At 66.4% G+C, this 15,457-nt stretch carries 12 protein-coding genes and 1 pseudogene; 10 read left to right on the top strand and 3 right to left on the bottom strand.

The window, feature by feature from the left end; genetic code table 11:
• Window positions 1-387, top strand: a pseudogene (locus tag HMPREF9710_RS08425) (IS4 family transposase); the annotation flags it as partial.
• A 167-nt stretch (window positions 388-554) separates the two neighbouring features.
• On the opposite strand, the gene HMPREF9710_RS08430 reads toward HMPREF9710_RS08425, so the two are convergent.
• Window positions 555-1,931 carry an ATP-binding protein gene (locus tag HMPREF9710_RS08430; RefSeq protein ID WP_005665555.1) on the bottom strand — a complete coding sequence of 459 codons (1,377 nt, stop codon included), beginning with the start codon at window positions 1,929-1,931 and terminating at the stop codon, window positions 555-557.
• Window positions 1,931-2,662 (bottom strand): response regulator, encoded by a 732-nt coding sequence (locus HMPREF9710_RS08435; RefSeq protein ID WP_005665557.1) that lies wholly within the window; start codon window positions 2,660-2,662, stop codon window positions 1,931-1,933. The genes HMPREF9710_RS08430 and HMPREF9710_RS08435 overlap by 1 nt, the downstream gene beginning before the upstream one ends.
• Before the next feature lie 147 nt (window positions 2,663-2,809).
• On the opposite strand from HMPREF9710_RS08435, the gene HMPREF9710_RS08440 reads away from it, so the two are divergent.
• From HMPREF9710_RS08440 to HMPREF9710_RS08470, 7 genes are all read left to right on the top strand, one after another.
• The gene (locus HMPREF9710_RS08440) at window positions 2,810-4,894 is read left to right on the top strand and encodes a TonB-dependent receptor domain-containing protein (RefSeq protein WP_005665558.1); all 2,085 of its coding nucleotides are present in this window, start codon (window positions 2,810-2,812) and stop codon (window positions 4,892-4,894) included.
• Window positions 4,895-4,943: 49 nt separating this feature from the next.
• Window positions 4,944-5,894 carry a siderophore ABC transporter substrate-binding protein gene (locus HMPREF9710_RS08445; protein WP_005665560.1) on the top strand — a complete coding sequence of 317 codons (951 nt, stop codon included), beginning with the start codon at window positions 4,944-4,946 and terminating at the stop codon, window positions 5,892-5,894.
• Between the two features lie 46 nt (window positions 5,895-5,940).
• Entirely contained in the window at window positions 5,941-6,951 is a 1,011-nt protein-coding gene (locus HMPREF9710_RS08450) for an ABC transporter permease (RefSeq protein WP_051205062.1), read from the top strand.
• Entirely contained in the window at window positions 6,941-7,900 is a 960-nt protein-coding gene (locus tag HMPREF9710_RS08455) for an iron chelate uptake ABC transporter family permease subunit (RefSeq protein ID WP_005665564.1), read from the top strand. The genes HMPREF9710_RS08450 and HMPREF9710_RS08455 overlap by 11 nt, the downstream gene beginning before the upstream one ends.
• The gene (locus HMPREF9710_RS08460; RefSeq protein ID WP_005665566.1) at window positions 7,901-8,656 is read left to right on the top strand and encodes an iron ABC transporter ATP-binding protein; all 756 of its coding nucleotides are present in this window, start codon (window positions 7,901-7,903) and stop codon (window positions 8,654-8,656) included.
• A gap of 22 nt (window positions 8,657-8,678) precedes the next feature.
• Window positions 8,679-9,101, top strand: a complete 423-nt coding sequence (locus tag HMPREF9710_RS08465) for an EamA family transporter (RefSeq protein WP_005665567.1) — start codon at window positions 8,679-8,681, stop codon at window positions 9,099-9,101.
• A 90-nt stretch (window positions 9,102-9,191) separates the two neighbouring features.
• Window positions 9,192-11,123, top strand: a complete 1,932-nt coding sequence (locus HMPREF9710_RS08470) for a metallophosphoesterase family protein (RefSeq protein WP_005665568.1) — start codon at window positions 9,192-9,194, stop codon at window positions 11,121-11,123.
• Between the two features lie 10 nt (window positions 11,124-11,133).
• Here HMPREF9710_RS08470 and HMPREF9710_RS08475 read toward each other — a convergent pair whose 3' ends face one another.
• The gene (locus HMPREF9710_RS08475; RefSeq protein WP_005665569.1) at window positions 11,134-12,018 is read right to left on the bottom strand and encodes a cupin-like domain-containing protein; all 885 of its coding nucleotides are present in this window, start codon (window positions 12,016-12,018) and stop codon (window positions 11,134-11,136) included.
• Between the two features lie 444 nt (window positions 12,019-12,462).
• Between HMPREF9710_RS08475 and HMPREF9710_RS08480 the strand changes: the two genes are divergently transcribed.
• Window positions 12,463-13,266, top strand: coding sequence for an ElaB/YgaM/YqjD family protein (locus HMPREF9710_RS08480; RefSeq protein ID WP_005665570.1), 804 nt, complete (start codon window positions 12,463-12,465; stop codon window positions 13,264-13,266).
• A gap of 154 nt (window positions 13,267-13,420) precedes the next feature.
• Window positions 13,421-15,445 carry an LTA synthase family protein gene (locus tag HMPREF9710_RS08485; RefSeq protein WP_229409749.1) on the top strand — a complete coding sequence of 675 codons (2,025 nt, stop codon included), beginning with the start codon at window positions 13,421-13,423 and terminating at the stop codon, window positions 15,443-15,445.
• The last annotated feature ends 12 nt before the right edge of the window (window positions 15,446-15,457 follow it).

The following is a 15,457-nucleotide window of genomic DNA, read 5'->3' on the forward strand; positions in this document are numbered from 1 at the left end:
ATCGAAACAAGTTATAGGGAACTGAAGCAGTCAATGATGGGCTCGGAGTTGACTCTGCGCAGCATGACGGTCAGCGGTACCGAGCAGGAAATCTGGGGGGCGATGATCGCTTATAACCTGATTCGCGTTGAGATCGCCAAGGCCGCGCTGGAAGCGAAATGCGAACCGACGAGCATCAGTTTTACTACTGCCCTGATGACCATCCAGAACGAGTTGATGATGACGGGCCCAGCAACAGCACAAGGGAGGATACCGGAGATGCTTAAGCGCTTACGTGGACGGTTGGTACTTGAACTGAAAGCGCAACGACCCGGACGAAAATTTGACCGCGTCGTTAAGGCAGTAGCTCAACGGTATCCAGAAAAACGGCTATCGAGAAAACCTTAACTTAGCGGCATTAGGGTCAGAGTAGAATTATTTTGCAATTTCTTTTAAAGCGGGCGCTGTGAACATGGCCCGGATAATAGTTGATTGCGAGTTATTGGGAATTAATTCTACTCTGACCCTCATTATCGGGATTGCGGAGAAATTGCTCAACAATTCTACTCTGACCCTCATTGGGAATAGTCAGGTGGGAGGGTGATGGTGGCGGTGAGGCCGGGGGTGTTGTTGGTCAGGGTGAGGGTGCCGCCGTGGGCTTCGACGCAGGAGCGGGCGATGGAGAGGCCGAGGCCGACGCCGCTGCCGCCGGCGCCGCCGTGGCCGTTGTCGCCGCCGGTGTCGCGGCAGCGGGCGCTGTCGAGGCGGGCGAAAGGTTCGAAGACGCGGTCCAGCTCGGCCTCGGGAATGCCGGGGCCGTTGTCGATCACGGCCAGGATCACGTCGCGGTCATCCCCCGGCGCGCTGGCGCACAGCGTGACCTCGGTGCCGTGGCGGATCGCGTTCTCGGCGAGGTTGCCCACGGCGCGGCGCAGGGCGATCGGGCGGCAGCGGTAGGGCAGCCGGTCCGGGCCGGCGTAGCGGATGCGCTTTCCGGGACGCGCCAGCTCCGCCGCCAGCTCGCGCATTAGCGCCGCCAGGTCGACGTCCTGCGACGGCTCGCCGACGCAGTCCTCGGCCGCGAAGCGCAAGGTCTGCTCGACCATCAGGCCCATCGTCTCGAGCGTGCGGATCATCGCCGCGCGCAGCTCGGGGTCGTCGATCAGTTCCACCCGCACGCGCAGGGAGGTGATCGGCGTGCGCAGGTCGTGGCTGATCGCGGCCAGCATGCGCGTGCGGTCTTCGATGAAGCGCTGCTGGCGCTCGGCCATCGTGTTGAAGGCGACCGTCAGCTCGCGCGCCTCGCGCGGCCCGGTCACCGGCAGCGGGCCGTCGTGCTCGCCGCGGCTGAAGCGCTCGGCGGCGCGCTCCAGCGCGCGGATCGGACGCAGGATGCGGCCGATGAAGGGCAGCGCCACCAGCAGTACCGGCAGGGTGCTCACCGGGATCGAGAAGTGCAGCGGACGCCACCAGGGACTGCCGCCGGGCGACTGCTGGTAGCCCACCAGCCAGCGTCCGTCCGGCAGCTCGACCGAGGCCAGCATGCCGGCCTGCTTGACGCCATCGTCGCCCGGCGCATGGTCGGTCAGCTGCACCCAGCTGCGCGGCGCCGGCGCCGACGCCGACATGCCGGACAGGCGCTCGGCCAGGGCCTGCGCCTGCTTGCGTTCGGCCTCGTTCATCGCCAGGCTGGTGGAGCTGGCGCCGCTGGCCAGCCAGAAGCGCGCGCTCGGCGAGCCGATCGCGGCCAGCATCTCTTCTCCCTTGTCCGGCGACAGGCGCAGCGACTGGTAGATCCCGGCCATGCGGTCGAGCATGTAGCGCGCGGCCAGCGGATGCATGGCGTCCGGGGCCAGCTGGCGCGCCACGATGGCGGCGGCGTGCGCCAGCAGCACGGCCACCAGCAGCGTCGCGACCAGCTGGCCGCCCATGGTCTTCGGGATCAGGCGCATCAGCCTGCCGCCGGCAGCGGCTTGACGTCGGCCGTGAACACATAGCCGTCGCCCCACGAGGTCTTGAGCAGGCGGGGCCGGCGCGGATCGCTTTCCAGCTTCTTGCGCAGCCGGCTGACCTGGCTGTCGATGCTGCGGTCGAAGTTCTGCACCTCGCCGTCGCGCGTCAGGTCGAGCAGCTCGTCGCGGCTGAGCACCTTTCCGGCGCGCTCGACCAGCACGCCCAGCAGGCGAAATTCCGACGTGCTCAATGCCACCGGTTCGCCGCCGGCGTCAACCAGCTCGCGCCTGGCCATGTCCAGGGTCCAGTCGCCGAAGGCGTAGCGGCGGCCGTGCCAGCCGGTCGCGGCGCGGCTCAGGCGCCGCAGCATGCCCTTGATGCGGGCTACCAGTTCGCGCGGATCGAAGGGCTTGGTGACGTAATCGTCGGCGCCGATCTCGAGCCCGGCGACGCGGTCTTCCTGGCTCGCCATCGCAGTGAGCAGGATCACCGGCGTGCTGCTGGTCTCGGCCAGGTGGCGGCACAGCGACAGGCCGTCCTCGCCCGGCAGCATGACGTCGAGCACCACCAGGTCGATCCGATGCTGGCGCAGCAGCGTACGCGCGGTCGCGGCGTCGGCGGCGGTCAGCACCTCCAGGTCGTGCCGGCGCAGGAAGGCGGCGAGCGGGTCGCGGATGTCGGCGTGGTCGTCGACCACGAGGATACGGGATGAAGTGGAAACAGGATTCATTGCTGGAATATCAAGACTTGCCACAACTTGACAAACTTTCTGGCGGTTAATTGCATATGATAATCATTATCATTCACCGCGAACGGGCCTGGCAATAGGTGTTCGCCGTATAAAAGAATTTTGAGCGACAGAGAAAGAACGAAGCGTATGCAGCACACGACAACGGCATGGTTCAAACGGACGACCATCGCGGCGGCGCTCCACGGCGCCCTGGCCCTGAGCGCCCACGCCGCACCGGAAGCACCGGATTTCAACCCGCAAGCCGCCGGCGCGTCCGGCACCGTGCCGACCGTCGTCGTGACCGCCGCCGGCTTCGAGCAGTCGGCCACCGACGCTCCCGCCAGCATCACCGTGATCACCCGTGAAGACCTGGAAAAGCGTCCGTTTCGCGACCTGACCGACGCGCTGCGCGACGTCCAGGGCGTCACCGTCACCGGCGTCGCCAACGAACAGGATATCCTGATTCGCGGCCTGCCGGGGCAATACACGCTGATCCTGGTGGACGGCAAGCGCCAGTCGACGCGCGACGCGCGCACCAACGGCAACGCCGGCTACGAGCAGAGCTTCATTCCGCCGCTGGAGGCGATCGAGCGCATCGAAGTCGTGCGCGGCCCGATGTCCTCGCTGTATGGCTCCGACGCCATGGGCGGCGTGATCAACATCATCACGCGCAAGGTCGCCAAGGCCTGGGGCGGCTCGCTCGGCGTCGACGGCACCCTGCAGGAACACAGCGATTCGGGCAACTCGACCCAGGGCCAGTTCTTCCTGAACGGTCCGATCGCCAGCAACGTCCTCGGCCTGCAGCTGTGGGGCAAGCAGAACAAGCGCACCGAGGACGAGATCCTGAACGGCTTCAACGGCGCCAAGGACCGCGACCTGACCGCGCGCCTGGCCTGGACCCCGAACGCCGCCCACGACGTGCTGCTCGAAGCCGGCAAGAGTGAGCTCAAGCGACACAGCTCGGCGGGTGGCGTGCTGGCGCCGAACGCTGCCAACACCCGCCAGGAACACAGCCGCGACCACTGGTCGCTGTCGCACAACGGGCGCTGGGGCTGGGCCACCTCGCAGGTCGCCCTGACCCAGGAAAAAGGCCAGCGCGAGACCTACGCGCAAGACCGCGCCGGCGACTACATCCGCAACACGCGCGCGCCGGAAATCAAGAACACGGTGCTGGACGCGAAGCTCAACACCCGCCTGGGCGACCATTTCCTGGTGATCGGCGGCCAGTACAACCGCGGCGAACTCCTAGACCAGAACCCGGGCCGCCGCACCGGCGTGGACGAGCACTTCAGCATCATCCAGAAGGCGCTGTTCGTCGAAGACGAATGGAGCCTGACCGACACCCTGGCGCTGACCGCCGGCCTGCGCGCCGACGACCACGAAATCTACGGCAACCACTGGTCGCCGCGCCTGTACGCCGTGTGGCATACCAGCGACGCGGTGACGATCAAGGGCGGCGTCTCGCGCGGTTTCCGCGCGCCGGAAATCCGCAACATCGCGCCGGGCTATGCCTACACCACCGGCGGCGGCGGCTGCACCTATGGCCCGAACGGCACCTGCGGCGTCATCATCGGCGACCCGGACCTGAAGGCCGAGACCAGCACCAGCTACGAGCTGTCCGCCCACTACAACAACAAGGCCGGCATCCAGGCGAATGCGACGCTGTTCTACACCGACTTCAAGGACAAGGTGGCGAACGCGCTGATCTACAACGACGACGGTTCGATCGCGCGCTGGTCGGAAGACCCGAACTACCGCCTCTGGTACAGCTACAACATCGACGACGCCACGATCCAGGGCCTGGAACTGGGCCTGACCTGGCAGCCGCTGCGCGCGCTGTCGTTCAAGTCGAACTACACCTATACCGATTCGGAACAGAAGGGCGGCGCCTACGCCGGCTATGCGCTGACCCGCACCCCGAAGCACCGCGGCACGCTGCGCGCCGACTGGAACGTCACCGACGCGCTCGACCTGTGGGCCTCGGTCACCTACAACGGCAAGGAGATCAATGCCGCCGCGCGGTCGGGCAGCAATGGCGTGACCCTGCCCAACGGCGCCAAGGAATACGGCGACTACACGATCGGCGACATCGGCATGACCTATGACTGGAGCCGCAGCGTCGCCATCAAGGCCGCGCTGTTCAACGTCAGCGACAAGCGCCTGGACGAGCTGACCTACAACACGGTCGGCGACGGTCGCCGCCTGTGGCTCGGGGTGACCACACGCTTCTGACCACACGCTTTTATATACCCCATTTGTTGAACGAGACAGGAATACCGACATGACCATCAAGAACATCTTCCAAGGCCGCCGCGCAGTGCTGGCGGTCGGCGCCGCCCTGGCCTTCGGCGCGCTGCCTGCGCAAGCCCAGAACACCGTGCAGATCAAGCATGCCAGCGGCACCACCGCGGTCCCGGCCAATCCGAAGAAGGTCATCGTGCTCGACGCCACCACGCTGGACAACCTGTCGGCGCTGGACGTGAATGTCGCCGGCGTGCCGACCATGAGCACCACCGCGCGTCCGCTGCCGCGCCACCTGGCGCGCTACAACAGCGCCCCCAAGATGGGCACCCTGTTCGAGCCGGACTATGAAAAAATCCACGGCGCCAAGCCCGACCTGATCATCGTCGGCGGCCGTTCGCAGGCCAAGTACGCGCAGCTGGCCAAGATCGCCCCGACCATCGACCTGACCCCGGACCGCACCAACCTGGTGGCCAGCGCCAAGAATAACGTGAATACCCTGGCCGGCCTGTTCGGCAAGCAGGCGCGCGCCAAGGAACTTACCACCAAGCTGGACAGCTCGATCGCCGCCCTGAAGAAGCAGGCCGAAACGGCCGGCGCCGGCCTGATCGTCCTGACCACCGGCGGCAAGATGAGCGCCTACGGTCCGGGCTCGCGCTTCGGCGTCCTGCACGACACCTTCGGCATCAAGCCGGCGGTGGCCAAGCTCGACACCTCGAACCACGGCCAGGCGATCTCCTTCGAATTCATCCAGAAGACCAATCCCGACTGGCTGTTCGTGATCGACCGCGACGCCGCCATCGGCCGCGAAGGCACCGCCGCCGCGAAATTCCTGGACAACGAACTGGTGCGCCAGTCGAACGCCTGGAAGAACAAGCGCGTGGTCTACCTCGATGGCCTGAACTGGTACACCCTGGGCGGCGCCGGCATCACCGCGCTGCAGGAGAACGTCGACCAGCTGTCGCGCGCACTGAACACCGCGGGACGCTGATTGCAATGGTTGTAAACAAGCCGCCGCTCTGCGGCGGGGCGCCATGATGCGCCAAGCCGGGGGCCACGCCAGCGCGCGTGCCCCTCGTCACATCTCGCACGCCTGGCTGGCGCTGCCGTTATTACTGACGGCGGCGCTTGTCGCGTTGAGCGTGGCCATCGGCGCCGGCGACTTCAGCTTCGCCGGCCTGCTCGCGGGCACGCAGTCGACCGACTGGCAACTGCTGGTCGTCAGCCGCCTGCCGCGTACCCTGGCCCTGCTGCTGGCCGGGATGTCCCTCGCCGTGGCGGGCCTCATCATGCAGATGCTGGTCCGAAACCGCTTTGTCGAACCGTCCACCGCCGGCACCATCGAGGCCGCCACGCTGGGCGTCCTGGTGCTGGCGCTGCTGGCGCCCGATACCCCGGTGTTCGGCAAGATGCTGGTGGCGGCCGCCTTCGCGATGGCCGGCACCTTCCTGTTCCTCGGCCTGTTGCGCCGCATCCCCTTGCGCTCACCTTACCTGGTGCCGCTGGTGGGCCTGATCCTGGGCGGCGTGATCCAGGCGGTGACGACCTTCTTCGCCTTCCGCTACGACATGCTGCAGACCCTGCACGCCTGGACCGTGGGCGATTTTTCCGGCGTGCTGCGCGGGCGCTACGAGCTGCTGTGGCTCGGCGCGGTGCTGGCCTTCGCCGCCTGGGTCGCGGCCGACCGTTTCACGGTGGCCGGCATGGGCCAGCAGTTCACCACCAACCTGGGGCTGAACTACAAGCGCCTGACCTTCTATGGCTTGCTCATCGTGTCGGCGATTTCGGCGGTGGTGGTGGTCACGGCCGGCAGCATTCCCTTCCTGGGCCTGATCGTGCCGAACGTGGTCAGCATCCTGTTCGGCGACAATATGCGCCGCTCGGTGCCCTGGGTCGCGCTCCTCGGCGGCCTGTTCGTACTGGCCTGCGACATCATTGGCCGCCTGGTCGTGTATCCGTACGAGATCCCGATCGGCACGGTCGTCGGCATCATCGGCGGCGCGCTGTTCCTGTTCCTGTTGCTGCGAGGTCGTTCACGTGACGCTTGATATATCCCCCAAAGCGCGCCTGGCCCTGCTCGCAACGCTGGCGCTGTCCGTCGTCGCCGCCTTCATGCTGATCGGCGCCGGCGGCAACTGGGACTTCGTGTTGCCGTTCCGCGGCGCCAAGCTGGCCGCCATGCTGCTGGTGGCGTATGCGATCGCGGTCTCGTCCGTGCTGTTCCAGACGATCACCCACAACCGCATCCTGACGCCGTCGATCATGGGTTTCGACGCCCTCTACCTGTTGATCCAGGCCACGATCATCTTCAGCCTCGGCCTCGATCCGCTCACGGAGACGGGCAACCCGAACCTGCGCTTCGCGATCGAGGTGGTGCTGATGACGGGCTTCGCCTGCCTGCTGTTCCGGGCGCTGTTCAACGGCGCCGCGCACAGCCTGCACCTGATGCTGCTGGCCGGCATCGTGTTCGGACTCCTGTTCCGCAGCCTGTCGAGCTTCGTGATGCGCCTGATCGATCCCAACGAGTTCATGGTGCTGCAAGACCGCATGTTCGCGTCCTTCAATACGATCCAGACGGGCCTCTTGTGGGTGGCGGCGGTCGCCATCGGCCTGGCCTCGCTGCTGGCCTGGCGCCTGCGCCACCAGTACGACGTGTTGACGCTGGGCCGCGAGATCGCGGTCAACCTCGGCATCGATTACCGGCGCACGGTGATGCTGACGCTGGCCCTGATCGCGGTGATGGTGTCGGTGTCGACCGCCCTGGTCGGCCCGGTCACCTTCTTCGGCCTGTTGGTGAGCAACCTGGCCTATGTGACGGCCGGCTCCGGCAAGCACCGCTACCTGCTGCCGATGGCGGTGCTGTGGGGCGTGGTGTTCCTGGTCGGCGGCCAGGTGCTGCTCGAGCGCGTGCTCGAACTGAACGCCACCGTCAGCGTCGTCATCGAGTTCGTGGGCGGCCTGCTGTTCCTGTTCCTGATCACCCGTAGAAAGTCCTAGATGATCGAGATTTCCCATATCAGCAAGCGTTATGCCGACACCGTGGTCGTCGACGACGTGACGCTCACCCTGCCGGCCGGCGGCGTCACCGCCATCATCGGCCCCAACGGCGCCGGCAAGTCGACCGTGCTGTCGATGATCAGCCGCCTGCTGCCGATGAGCGCGGGCCGGGTGCTGGTCGACGGCATCGACGTGGTCAAGGGCGATAGCAAGGAACTGGCGAAACGCCTGGCCATCCTGCGCCAGGACAACCACCTGCCGATGCGCCTGACGGTGCGCGACCTGGTCGCCTTCGGCCGCTATCCGCACACGCAGGGCCGGCCGACGGTCGAGGATGCGGCTCACGTCGAACGCGCGCTCGGCTACCTGGGCCTGGAAGCGCTGGCCGACCGCTACCTCGACCAGCTCTCGGGCGGCCAGCGCCAGCGCGCCTTCGTGGCCATGGTGCTGTGCCAGGACACCGACTACGTGCTGCTCGACGAGCCGCTCAACAACCTCGACATGCGCCACGCGGTCGACATGATGGGGCTGCTGCGCCGCACCTCGCGCGAACTGGGCAAGACCGTGATCCTGGTCCTGCACGACATCAACTTCGCGTCCTGCTACGCCGACCGCATCGTCGCCATGCGCGGCGGGAAGGTGGCCTACCACGGCACGCCGCAAGAGCTGATCCGGCCCGAGGTGCTGCGCGACCTGTACCAGCTCGACATCCGGGTGCACGAGGTCGACGGCCAGCGCATCTGCGTTTATTACTAATGAGTTACTGACGAGGACGGCTATGGAACGCTGGGTGGTGTACGCCTTCCTGTCGATGCTGTTCGCCGGCGTGACGGCCGTCATCGCCAAGCCTGGCCTCACCGGCATCTCGGGCGACCTTGGCATGGCGGTGCGCACCTGCTTCGTGTTCGTGTTCGTGCTGCTGTTCGCGGCCGCCGTGGTGCCGGCGCGCGAGCTGCAGGCGCTCACCCCGGCCAATATCGCCTGGCTGGCAGGTTCGGCGGTGGCCACCGCGCTGTCGTGGATTTTCTACTATAAGGCGATCAAGGAAGGGCAGGTGTCCACCGTCGCCCTGATCGACAAGGGCAGCGTCGTGATCGCGATGGTGCTGGGCTGGCTGTTCCTGCAAGAGGCGCTCACCCCGGCCAAGCTGGCCGGCTGCGGGCTGATCGTCGCCGGCCTGCTCGTGATCGCGCGCGGATGAGCGAACGCCATCTGCTACACTCGGCCGATCGTATCCCTTGATGACCGTGCCGCGTTGATCCAGACTGTTCCTTCCACCGTCCTCCCGCCCGTGCTGGCCGGCCCCATCCTGCGCCGCCTCGAGCCGGGCCGCCTGGTGCTGTGGCTCGTCGGCAGCGACGCGCTCGACCTGACCCTGGCGCTGGCGCCGCAGGGCGGCCCGGCGCGCCGCCTGCGGCTCGACGGCGCGGCGTGCCGCGTCGTCCGCGTCGGCCGCCATGCATACGTGCACCTGATCGACGTCGCGCTGGACGAGCCGCTGTCCCAGGACGTGCTGGTCGAGTACGACCTGGTCCTGGACGGCGGCGCCGGCATCGCGCACTGGGCGCCGCACCTGCTGCACGCGGGGGCGGACCGGCCCAGCTTCGTGCTGCGCAGCCGCATGGACGACATCCTCTACGGTTCCTGCCGCAAGCCGCACCACCGCTCGCGCGACGGCCTGGCCTGCGCCGACGCGCTGCTGGCCGGCCAGGCCAGGGATGCCGACGCGCGGCCCGCCATGCTCATGCTGTGCGGCGACCAGGTGTATGCCGACGACGTGGCCGGCCCGATGCTGGCGGCCATCCATGCGCTCATCGAACGCCTGGGCCTGTACGGCGAATGCCTGGAAGGCGCCGTGGTGGAAGACAGCGAGGCGCTGTATGCCCACCCGGCAGGCTATTACCGGCGCGAAGACCTGCTGCCCGCGTTCAAGTCGAACGACGACTTGCGCGACCGCTTCTTCGGCGGCTCGGAAAAGCCGATCTTCACCACCGCCAACGCCCACAACCACCTGGTGACGCTGGCCGAGGTGATGGCGATGTATTTATTGGTGTGGTCGCCGGCGCCGTGGCAAATCGTGGGCGAACCGCCGATGCCGCCCTTGACGCCGAAGCACGTCGAACGCTGGCGGCGCGAAGGCGCGGCGCTGCAGGGTTTCTGCGCCGACCTGCCGGCCGCCGCGCGCCTGATGGCGCACGTGCAGACCCTGATGATCTTCGACGACCACGACATCACCGACGACTGGAACCTGTCGGCGAAGTGGGAGACCACCGCCTACGGGCACCCGTTCTCGCGCCGCATCATCGGCAATGCGCTGGCGGCCTATATGCTGTGCCAGGGCTGGGGCAACCGGCCCGACGTGTTCGGCGAGGCGCTCGACGCCATGGCGGCGTTGACCGCCGCGCCCGATGCGCGCGGCCGGCTCGACCCGGGCGCGCAGGACGCACTGATCCAGCACCTGCTCGCGTTTCGCCAGTGGGACTACATGCTGCGCACCCAGCCCGCCATCATCGTGCTCGACACGCGCACGCGGCGCTGGCGCAACCGGCGCACGCCCGGCCATCCGTCGGGCCTGATGGACTGGGAATCGCTGACCGAGCTGCAGCACGAACTGCTCGACGAGACGGCGGCCGTGATCGTCTCGGCGGCGCCGATGTTCGGCGTCAAGCTGATCGAGGTGGTGCAGCGCATCGCCACCTTTGCCGGGCTGGCCCTCACGGTCGACGCCGAGAACTGGATGGCGCACCGTGGTGCGGCCAGCAGCATGCTCAATATCTTCCGCCACTCGCGCACCCCGGGCAACTACGTGATCCTGTCGGGCGACGTGCACTATTCCTTCGTGTACGACGTCGAGGTGCGCGAATCGGACCGCCCGCAGCACGTGTGGCAGATCACCAGCAGCGGCATCAAGAACGAATTCCCGCGCCGCCTGCTCGACTGGCTCGACCGCCTGAACCGCTGGCTGTATTCGCCGCGCTCTCCGCTGAACTGGTTCACCAAGCGGCGCGACCTGGCCCTCAGCCCGCGTCTGCCCGACCAGCGCACGCGCGGCGAGCGCCTGTGGAACGGCGCCGGCATCGGCCAGGTATGGCTCGACGCCCATGGCCGCCCGCGCCGCATCGTGCAGCACAATGCCGACGGCCGGCCGTCGACCGAGTTCCTGGTGCCGGACGACGCCGACGCCGCCACGCCGGCGGCCGAGGAATCGCAGCGGGCCGCGTAGGCCGCGTGGCCTAGCCCAGCGCGAGCGGCTGCCCGCGCGCCCAGCGGTTCGACGACAGCGAAAAGCTCAGCGCCCGCACCTGGTGATACCAGCCGGCCGGCACGTACAGCATGTCGCCGGGCTCCACGATGATCTCGACCAGCGCCGCCTGGCGCGCCAGCGGGAAGGCGTCGAAGTCGGGCGCTTCCGGGTCGAACGGAGAGCCGAACAGCAGCGGATTGGCCTCGCGCGTATACAGAAAGGCGTCATGGTGCGGCGGCGCCAGGAAGATCCGTTTGGTCCCCCACAGCTGGGCGAAGATATTGTCGTCGTAGTCGCAGTGCAGCGGGGTCACCGTGCGCGCCGGGCCGATCCAGAAGCGGGGAGGGCCCATCTTGTCGAACCAGGTCGGCCAGTGGCACAGCCGGTTCAGCTCGCGCAGCGACAGGTTGCCCACATAGGGCGGCAGGTCCGATGTGGCGTCGGGCGGCGTCAGGTCGAGGTAGTCGCGCAGCAACATGTCCCGCATCGCGCGATCCGGCGCGAAGGCCGTATTGACGTAGTCGCCGACGCGCGCACGCACCGGCAGATGGCCGAACTGCGCGCGCAAATCCTGCGGTGTCAGGCTGGCCAGCGGCCAGCGCTTGACGATGCCGGTGACCAGGAAGGGCATGCCGGCCGCCGCCCGCGCACGAAAGCCGGCCGCATCCAGCCGGGCCAGGCGCGGCACGGCGGTGAACGGGGGAAGCTGGCGCGCGGCCTGGCGGATGGCGTCGCGCATCGAAGCGATCGAGGCTACGCCGCGCACCTGCGCCGCTTTCTCGGCCTCGGCCTGCTTTTTCGCCGCCGCATCGGCCGCCGCCGGCAGGGCCTGGCGCGGCGGCAGGCGGCTGCCTGTAACTTTTTCTACTGCCATGTCATGTCGTACTGGACGCCCGGATAAGACGAAACCCCGTATGGTACTGCCAACACGCGTTTCATCCCGCTGCTCATTGATAAAAAGCAGCTTTTGAGGCGGATGGAACGGCTCTGTTAGTCAGCGCACGGTCTCTTAGTACTGGTCCATTGTATTTTTTGTATCGCGACGCAGTTGGTTCGATACTGCGCTCGTGACGGAGCCCTGGAAGGGCGCTCGCCCCGAGATAGGGACGATGAGCCTGGGACATTGATGGAACCTTTGCGGTGGTTTGAGGTCAGTGAATCAATAAACTGATCTTAGGCATGAAGCCGCGCAGCCATTGATGTACCGCAGGCAGCTTTCGTTCCCGCGTCATGTATCGGACTGAATCAAGGAAGAATGTGGTGATAGTCGAATATCGGTCTACTCCGCGTTGGTCACACATTTTATGAGGGATACATCATGGATAATCAAAAGTCTACCGAGGGTAAAGGCATTGACGCCAACAAGGCCGGTTCGAGCATCGGCAAAAGCCAGGATTCCAGCCTGAACAAGGGCACCACCGCCTCGTCGGGCAGCCAGCAGAGCGCGTCGTCGAACCTGAGCAGCACGGGTTCGTCGCCATCGTCGTCGAGCCAGCAAAGCGCTTCGTCGAGCGGCAATATGGGCAGCAGCGTGGGCAGCACCGGCTCGTCGACCTCGGGCTCGGCGCCGGGTTCGCCGTCGTCGCAGTCGTCCTCGTCGATCGGCTCGCAGTCGTCGTCGTCGAACATGAGCTCGGCGGCAGGCAGCACCGGTTCGCTGGGCAACAGTGGCCTGGGCGCATCGTCGTCGAGCCAATCGTCGACCCCATCGTCGGACTCGTCGTCCTCGTCGTCGGCTTCGTCGTCGGATGCGAACGGCGATAAATCGTCGGGCGGCATCAAGGCAGCGATCTCGTCGATCTCGCCAGACAAGGTGCACGCAGGCATCGACAAGGCAGCGCAAGCCGCCCAGCCTGTCGTCGACAACCTGGCTTCGCGCGCCCACGCCGGCGTCGACAAGGTCACCGGTCTGCTGAGCTCGGCTCAAGAGAAATTCGGTGGCGGCTCGGCCCAGCTGAGCGAGAAGTGCTCGGACCTGTCGGCCCAGGGCAAGGAATACGTCAAGAACAACCCGGGCAGCGCGCTGCTGGCCGCGGTCGGCGTGGGCTTCATCCTGGCCAAGCTGCTGGGTGGCTCGAGCGACCGTCACGAATATCGCAACTACCGCGATTACCGCGACTGATCGTGATGACAAGAAGCGGGCCGTCGGCGCGCTTCTCGCATGACCCGGCCGGCTTTCGCCGGCCGGGCTTTTTTCATTCTCGCTTTTCCTCGTCGCACTATTTAACGCTTCCTTAACGCCTCACTAACATCTCGATGACAGCATGCAACCTAGCATGCCTATCATGAACATCGAGAAACTTCATCTGCCCAAGGGCATCAATAGCGCTCCGGCAACTACGCGCCAGCGCGCCGCCGGACTGGCGCGCCTCACCGAATGGGCCGGTCCATTCGCGCCATTGGTCCAGTTGTTGTGCATCGGGCTGCTCGTCCTGTCGGCTTTTCGGATCGCATTACTCGCATGGCAATGGCCGCGTGTGGCTGCGACCGGCATCGTGCCCGAGATCCTGCTGCAGGGCGTGCGCGCCGACTTGATCCTGCTTGGCTATTTCCTCGCCGTCCCCTTGCTGCTGGCGCCCTTGCTGGCGCACGCCCGCAGCGCCCGCCTGTGGCGCCGCGCCAGCGTGGCCTGGACCGGCTTCGCGCTGATCTTCATCGTGTTCATGGAAGTGGCCACGCCCCAGTTCATCATGCAATACGATGCGCGGCCGAACCGCCTGTTCATCGAGTACCTGGGTTATCCGCAAGAAGTGTTCTCGACCTTGTGGCATGGCTTTCGCACCGCGCTGCTGCTGGGTTGCGCGCTGACCATCGTGCTCGGCGTCGCCCTGGTGCGCCTGCTCAAGCGGACTGCGGCCGGCATGACGCTGTGGCCGAGCCGCAAGCTGCTGCTGGTCTGGCCCATCCTGTGCCTGCTGGTCTTCATGCAGATCCGCTCCACCACCGGCCATCGTCCGGCCAATCCGGCCATGTTCGCGCTGACCGGCGATGCGATGGTCAATTCGCTCGTCATCAATTCGGCCTGGTCGGTGCTCGATGCGGTCCGCTCGATGGGCAACGAGGCCAAGTCGTCCGAGATCTATGGCGACTTTCCGCGCGAACAGGTGTTTACCGAGGTCAAGGCGGCGCCCTGGCTGCGCGACTATCGTTTCCCGAATCCGGAACTGCCGACCCTGCATTACCAGCAGGCCGCGGTCCAGCGCGCCAAACCGCTCAACCTGGTCATCGTGTTGCAGGAAAGCCTGGGCGCCACCTTCGTGCAATCGCTGGGCGGCCTGCCGGTGACGCCGGAGCTGGAAAAGCTCAAGGACGAGGGCTGGTGGTTCGAGCAGCTGTACGCCACCGGCACCCGCTCGGTGCGCGGCATCGAGGCGGTGGTGGCCGGCTATGCGCCGACGCCGGCGCGCAGCACGGTGAAACTGTCTCTGTCGCAGAACAATTTTTATACGCTGGCCGACGGGCTGGGCCGCCAGGGCTATCACACCGAGTTCGTGTATGGCGGCGAAGCCCACTTCGACAATATGCGCAGCTTCTTTACCGGCAATGGCTTCCAGAACATCGTCGATATCGGCGACATGCAGCCGCGATTCGTCGCCAGCTGGGGCGCTTCGGACGAAGACCTGTTCGACAAGTCGCTCGAGCGCTTGAAGAAACTGCATGCGCAGGATAAACCGTTCTTCAGCCTGATCTTCACGTCCTCGAACCACGAGCCGTTCGAATTCCCGGACGGCAAGATCACATTGCACGACCCGGACAAGCAGACCGTGAACAACGCGGTCAAGTATGCCGATTACGCGCTGGGCAAGTTCATCCGCGAAGCGAAGCAGCAGGCCTACTGGAAGGACACCGTGTTCCTGATCGTGGCCGACCACGACAACCGCGTCTATGGCGATAGTCTGGTGCCGATCAAGAAATTCCACATCCCGGGCCTGATCCTGGGCGCCGACGTCGAACCGAAGCGCATCGCCCCCATCGCGAGCCAGGTCGACCTCGCTCCCACCTTGCTGTCCTTGCTGGGCGTATCGAGCACGCACCCGATGATCGGGCGCGATTTCGCGAAGGACGCGAAGACGCCGGGCCGCGCGCTGATCCAGTTCAACGACTATTTCGCCTACCTGGAGGGATCGCACGCGACCGTGCTGCGGCCCGGCCAGGCGCCGCTCGCCGCGCGCTACGACGCGGCCAGCGGCGGCTTCGATCCCGGCAGCGGCACGCCCTCCACGGGGGAGCTCGACCGCGCGATGGCGCACGTGATGCTGCCGTCGCTGCTGTACCGCGAGCAGCGCTACCGGACGCGCTAGCAATTCCTGCCC

The organism is Massilia timonae CCUG 45783 (assembly GCF_000315425.1).
Classification (GTDB): domain Bacteria; phylum Pseudomonadota; class Gammaproteobacteria; order Burkholderiales; family Burkholderiaceae_D; genus Telluria; species Telluria timonae.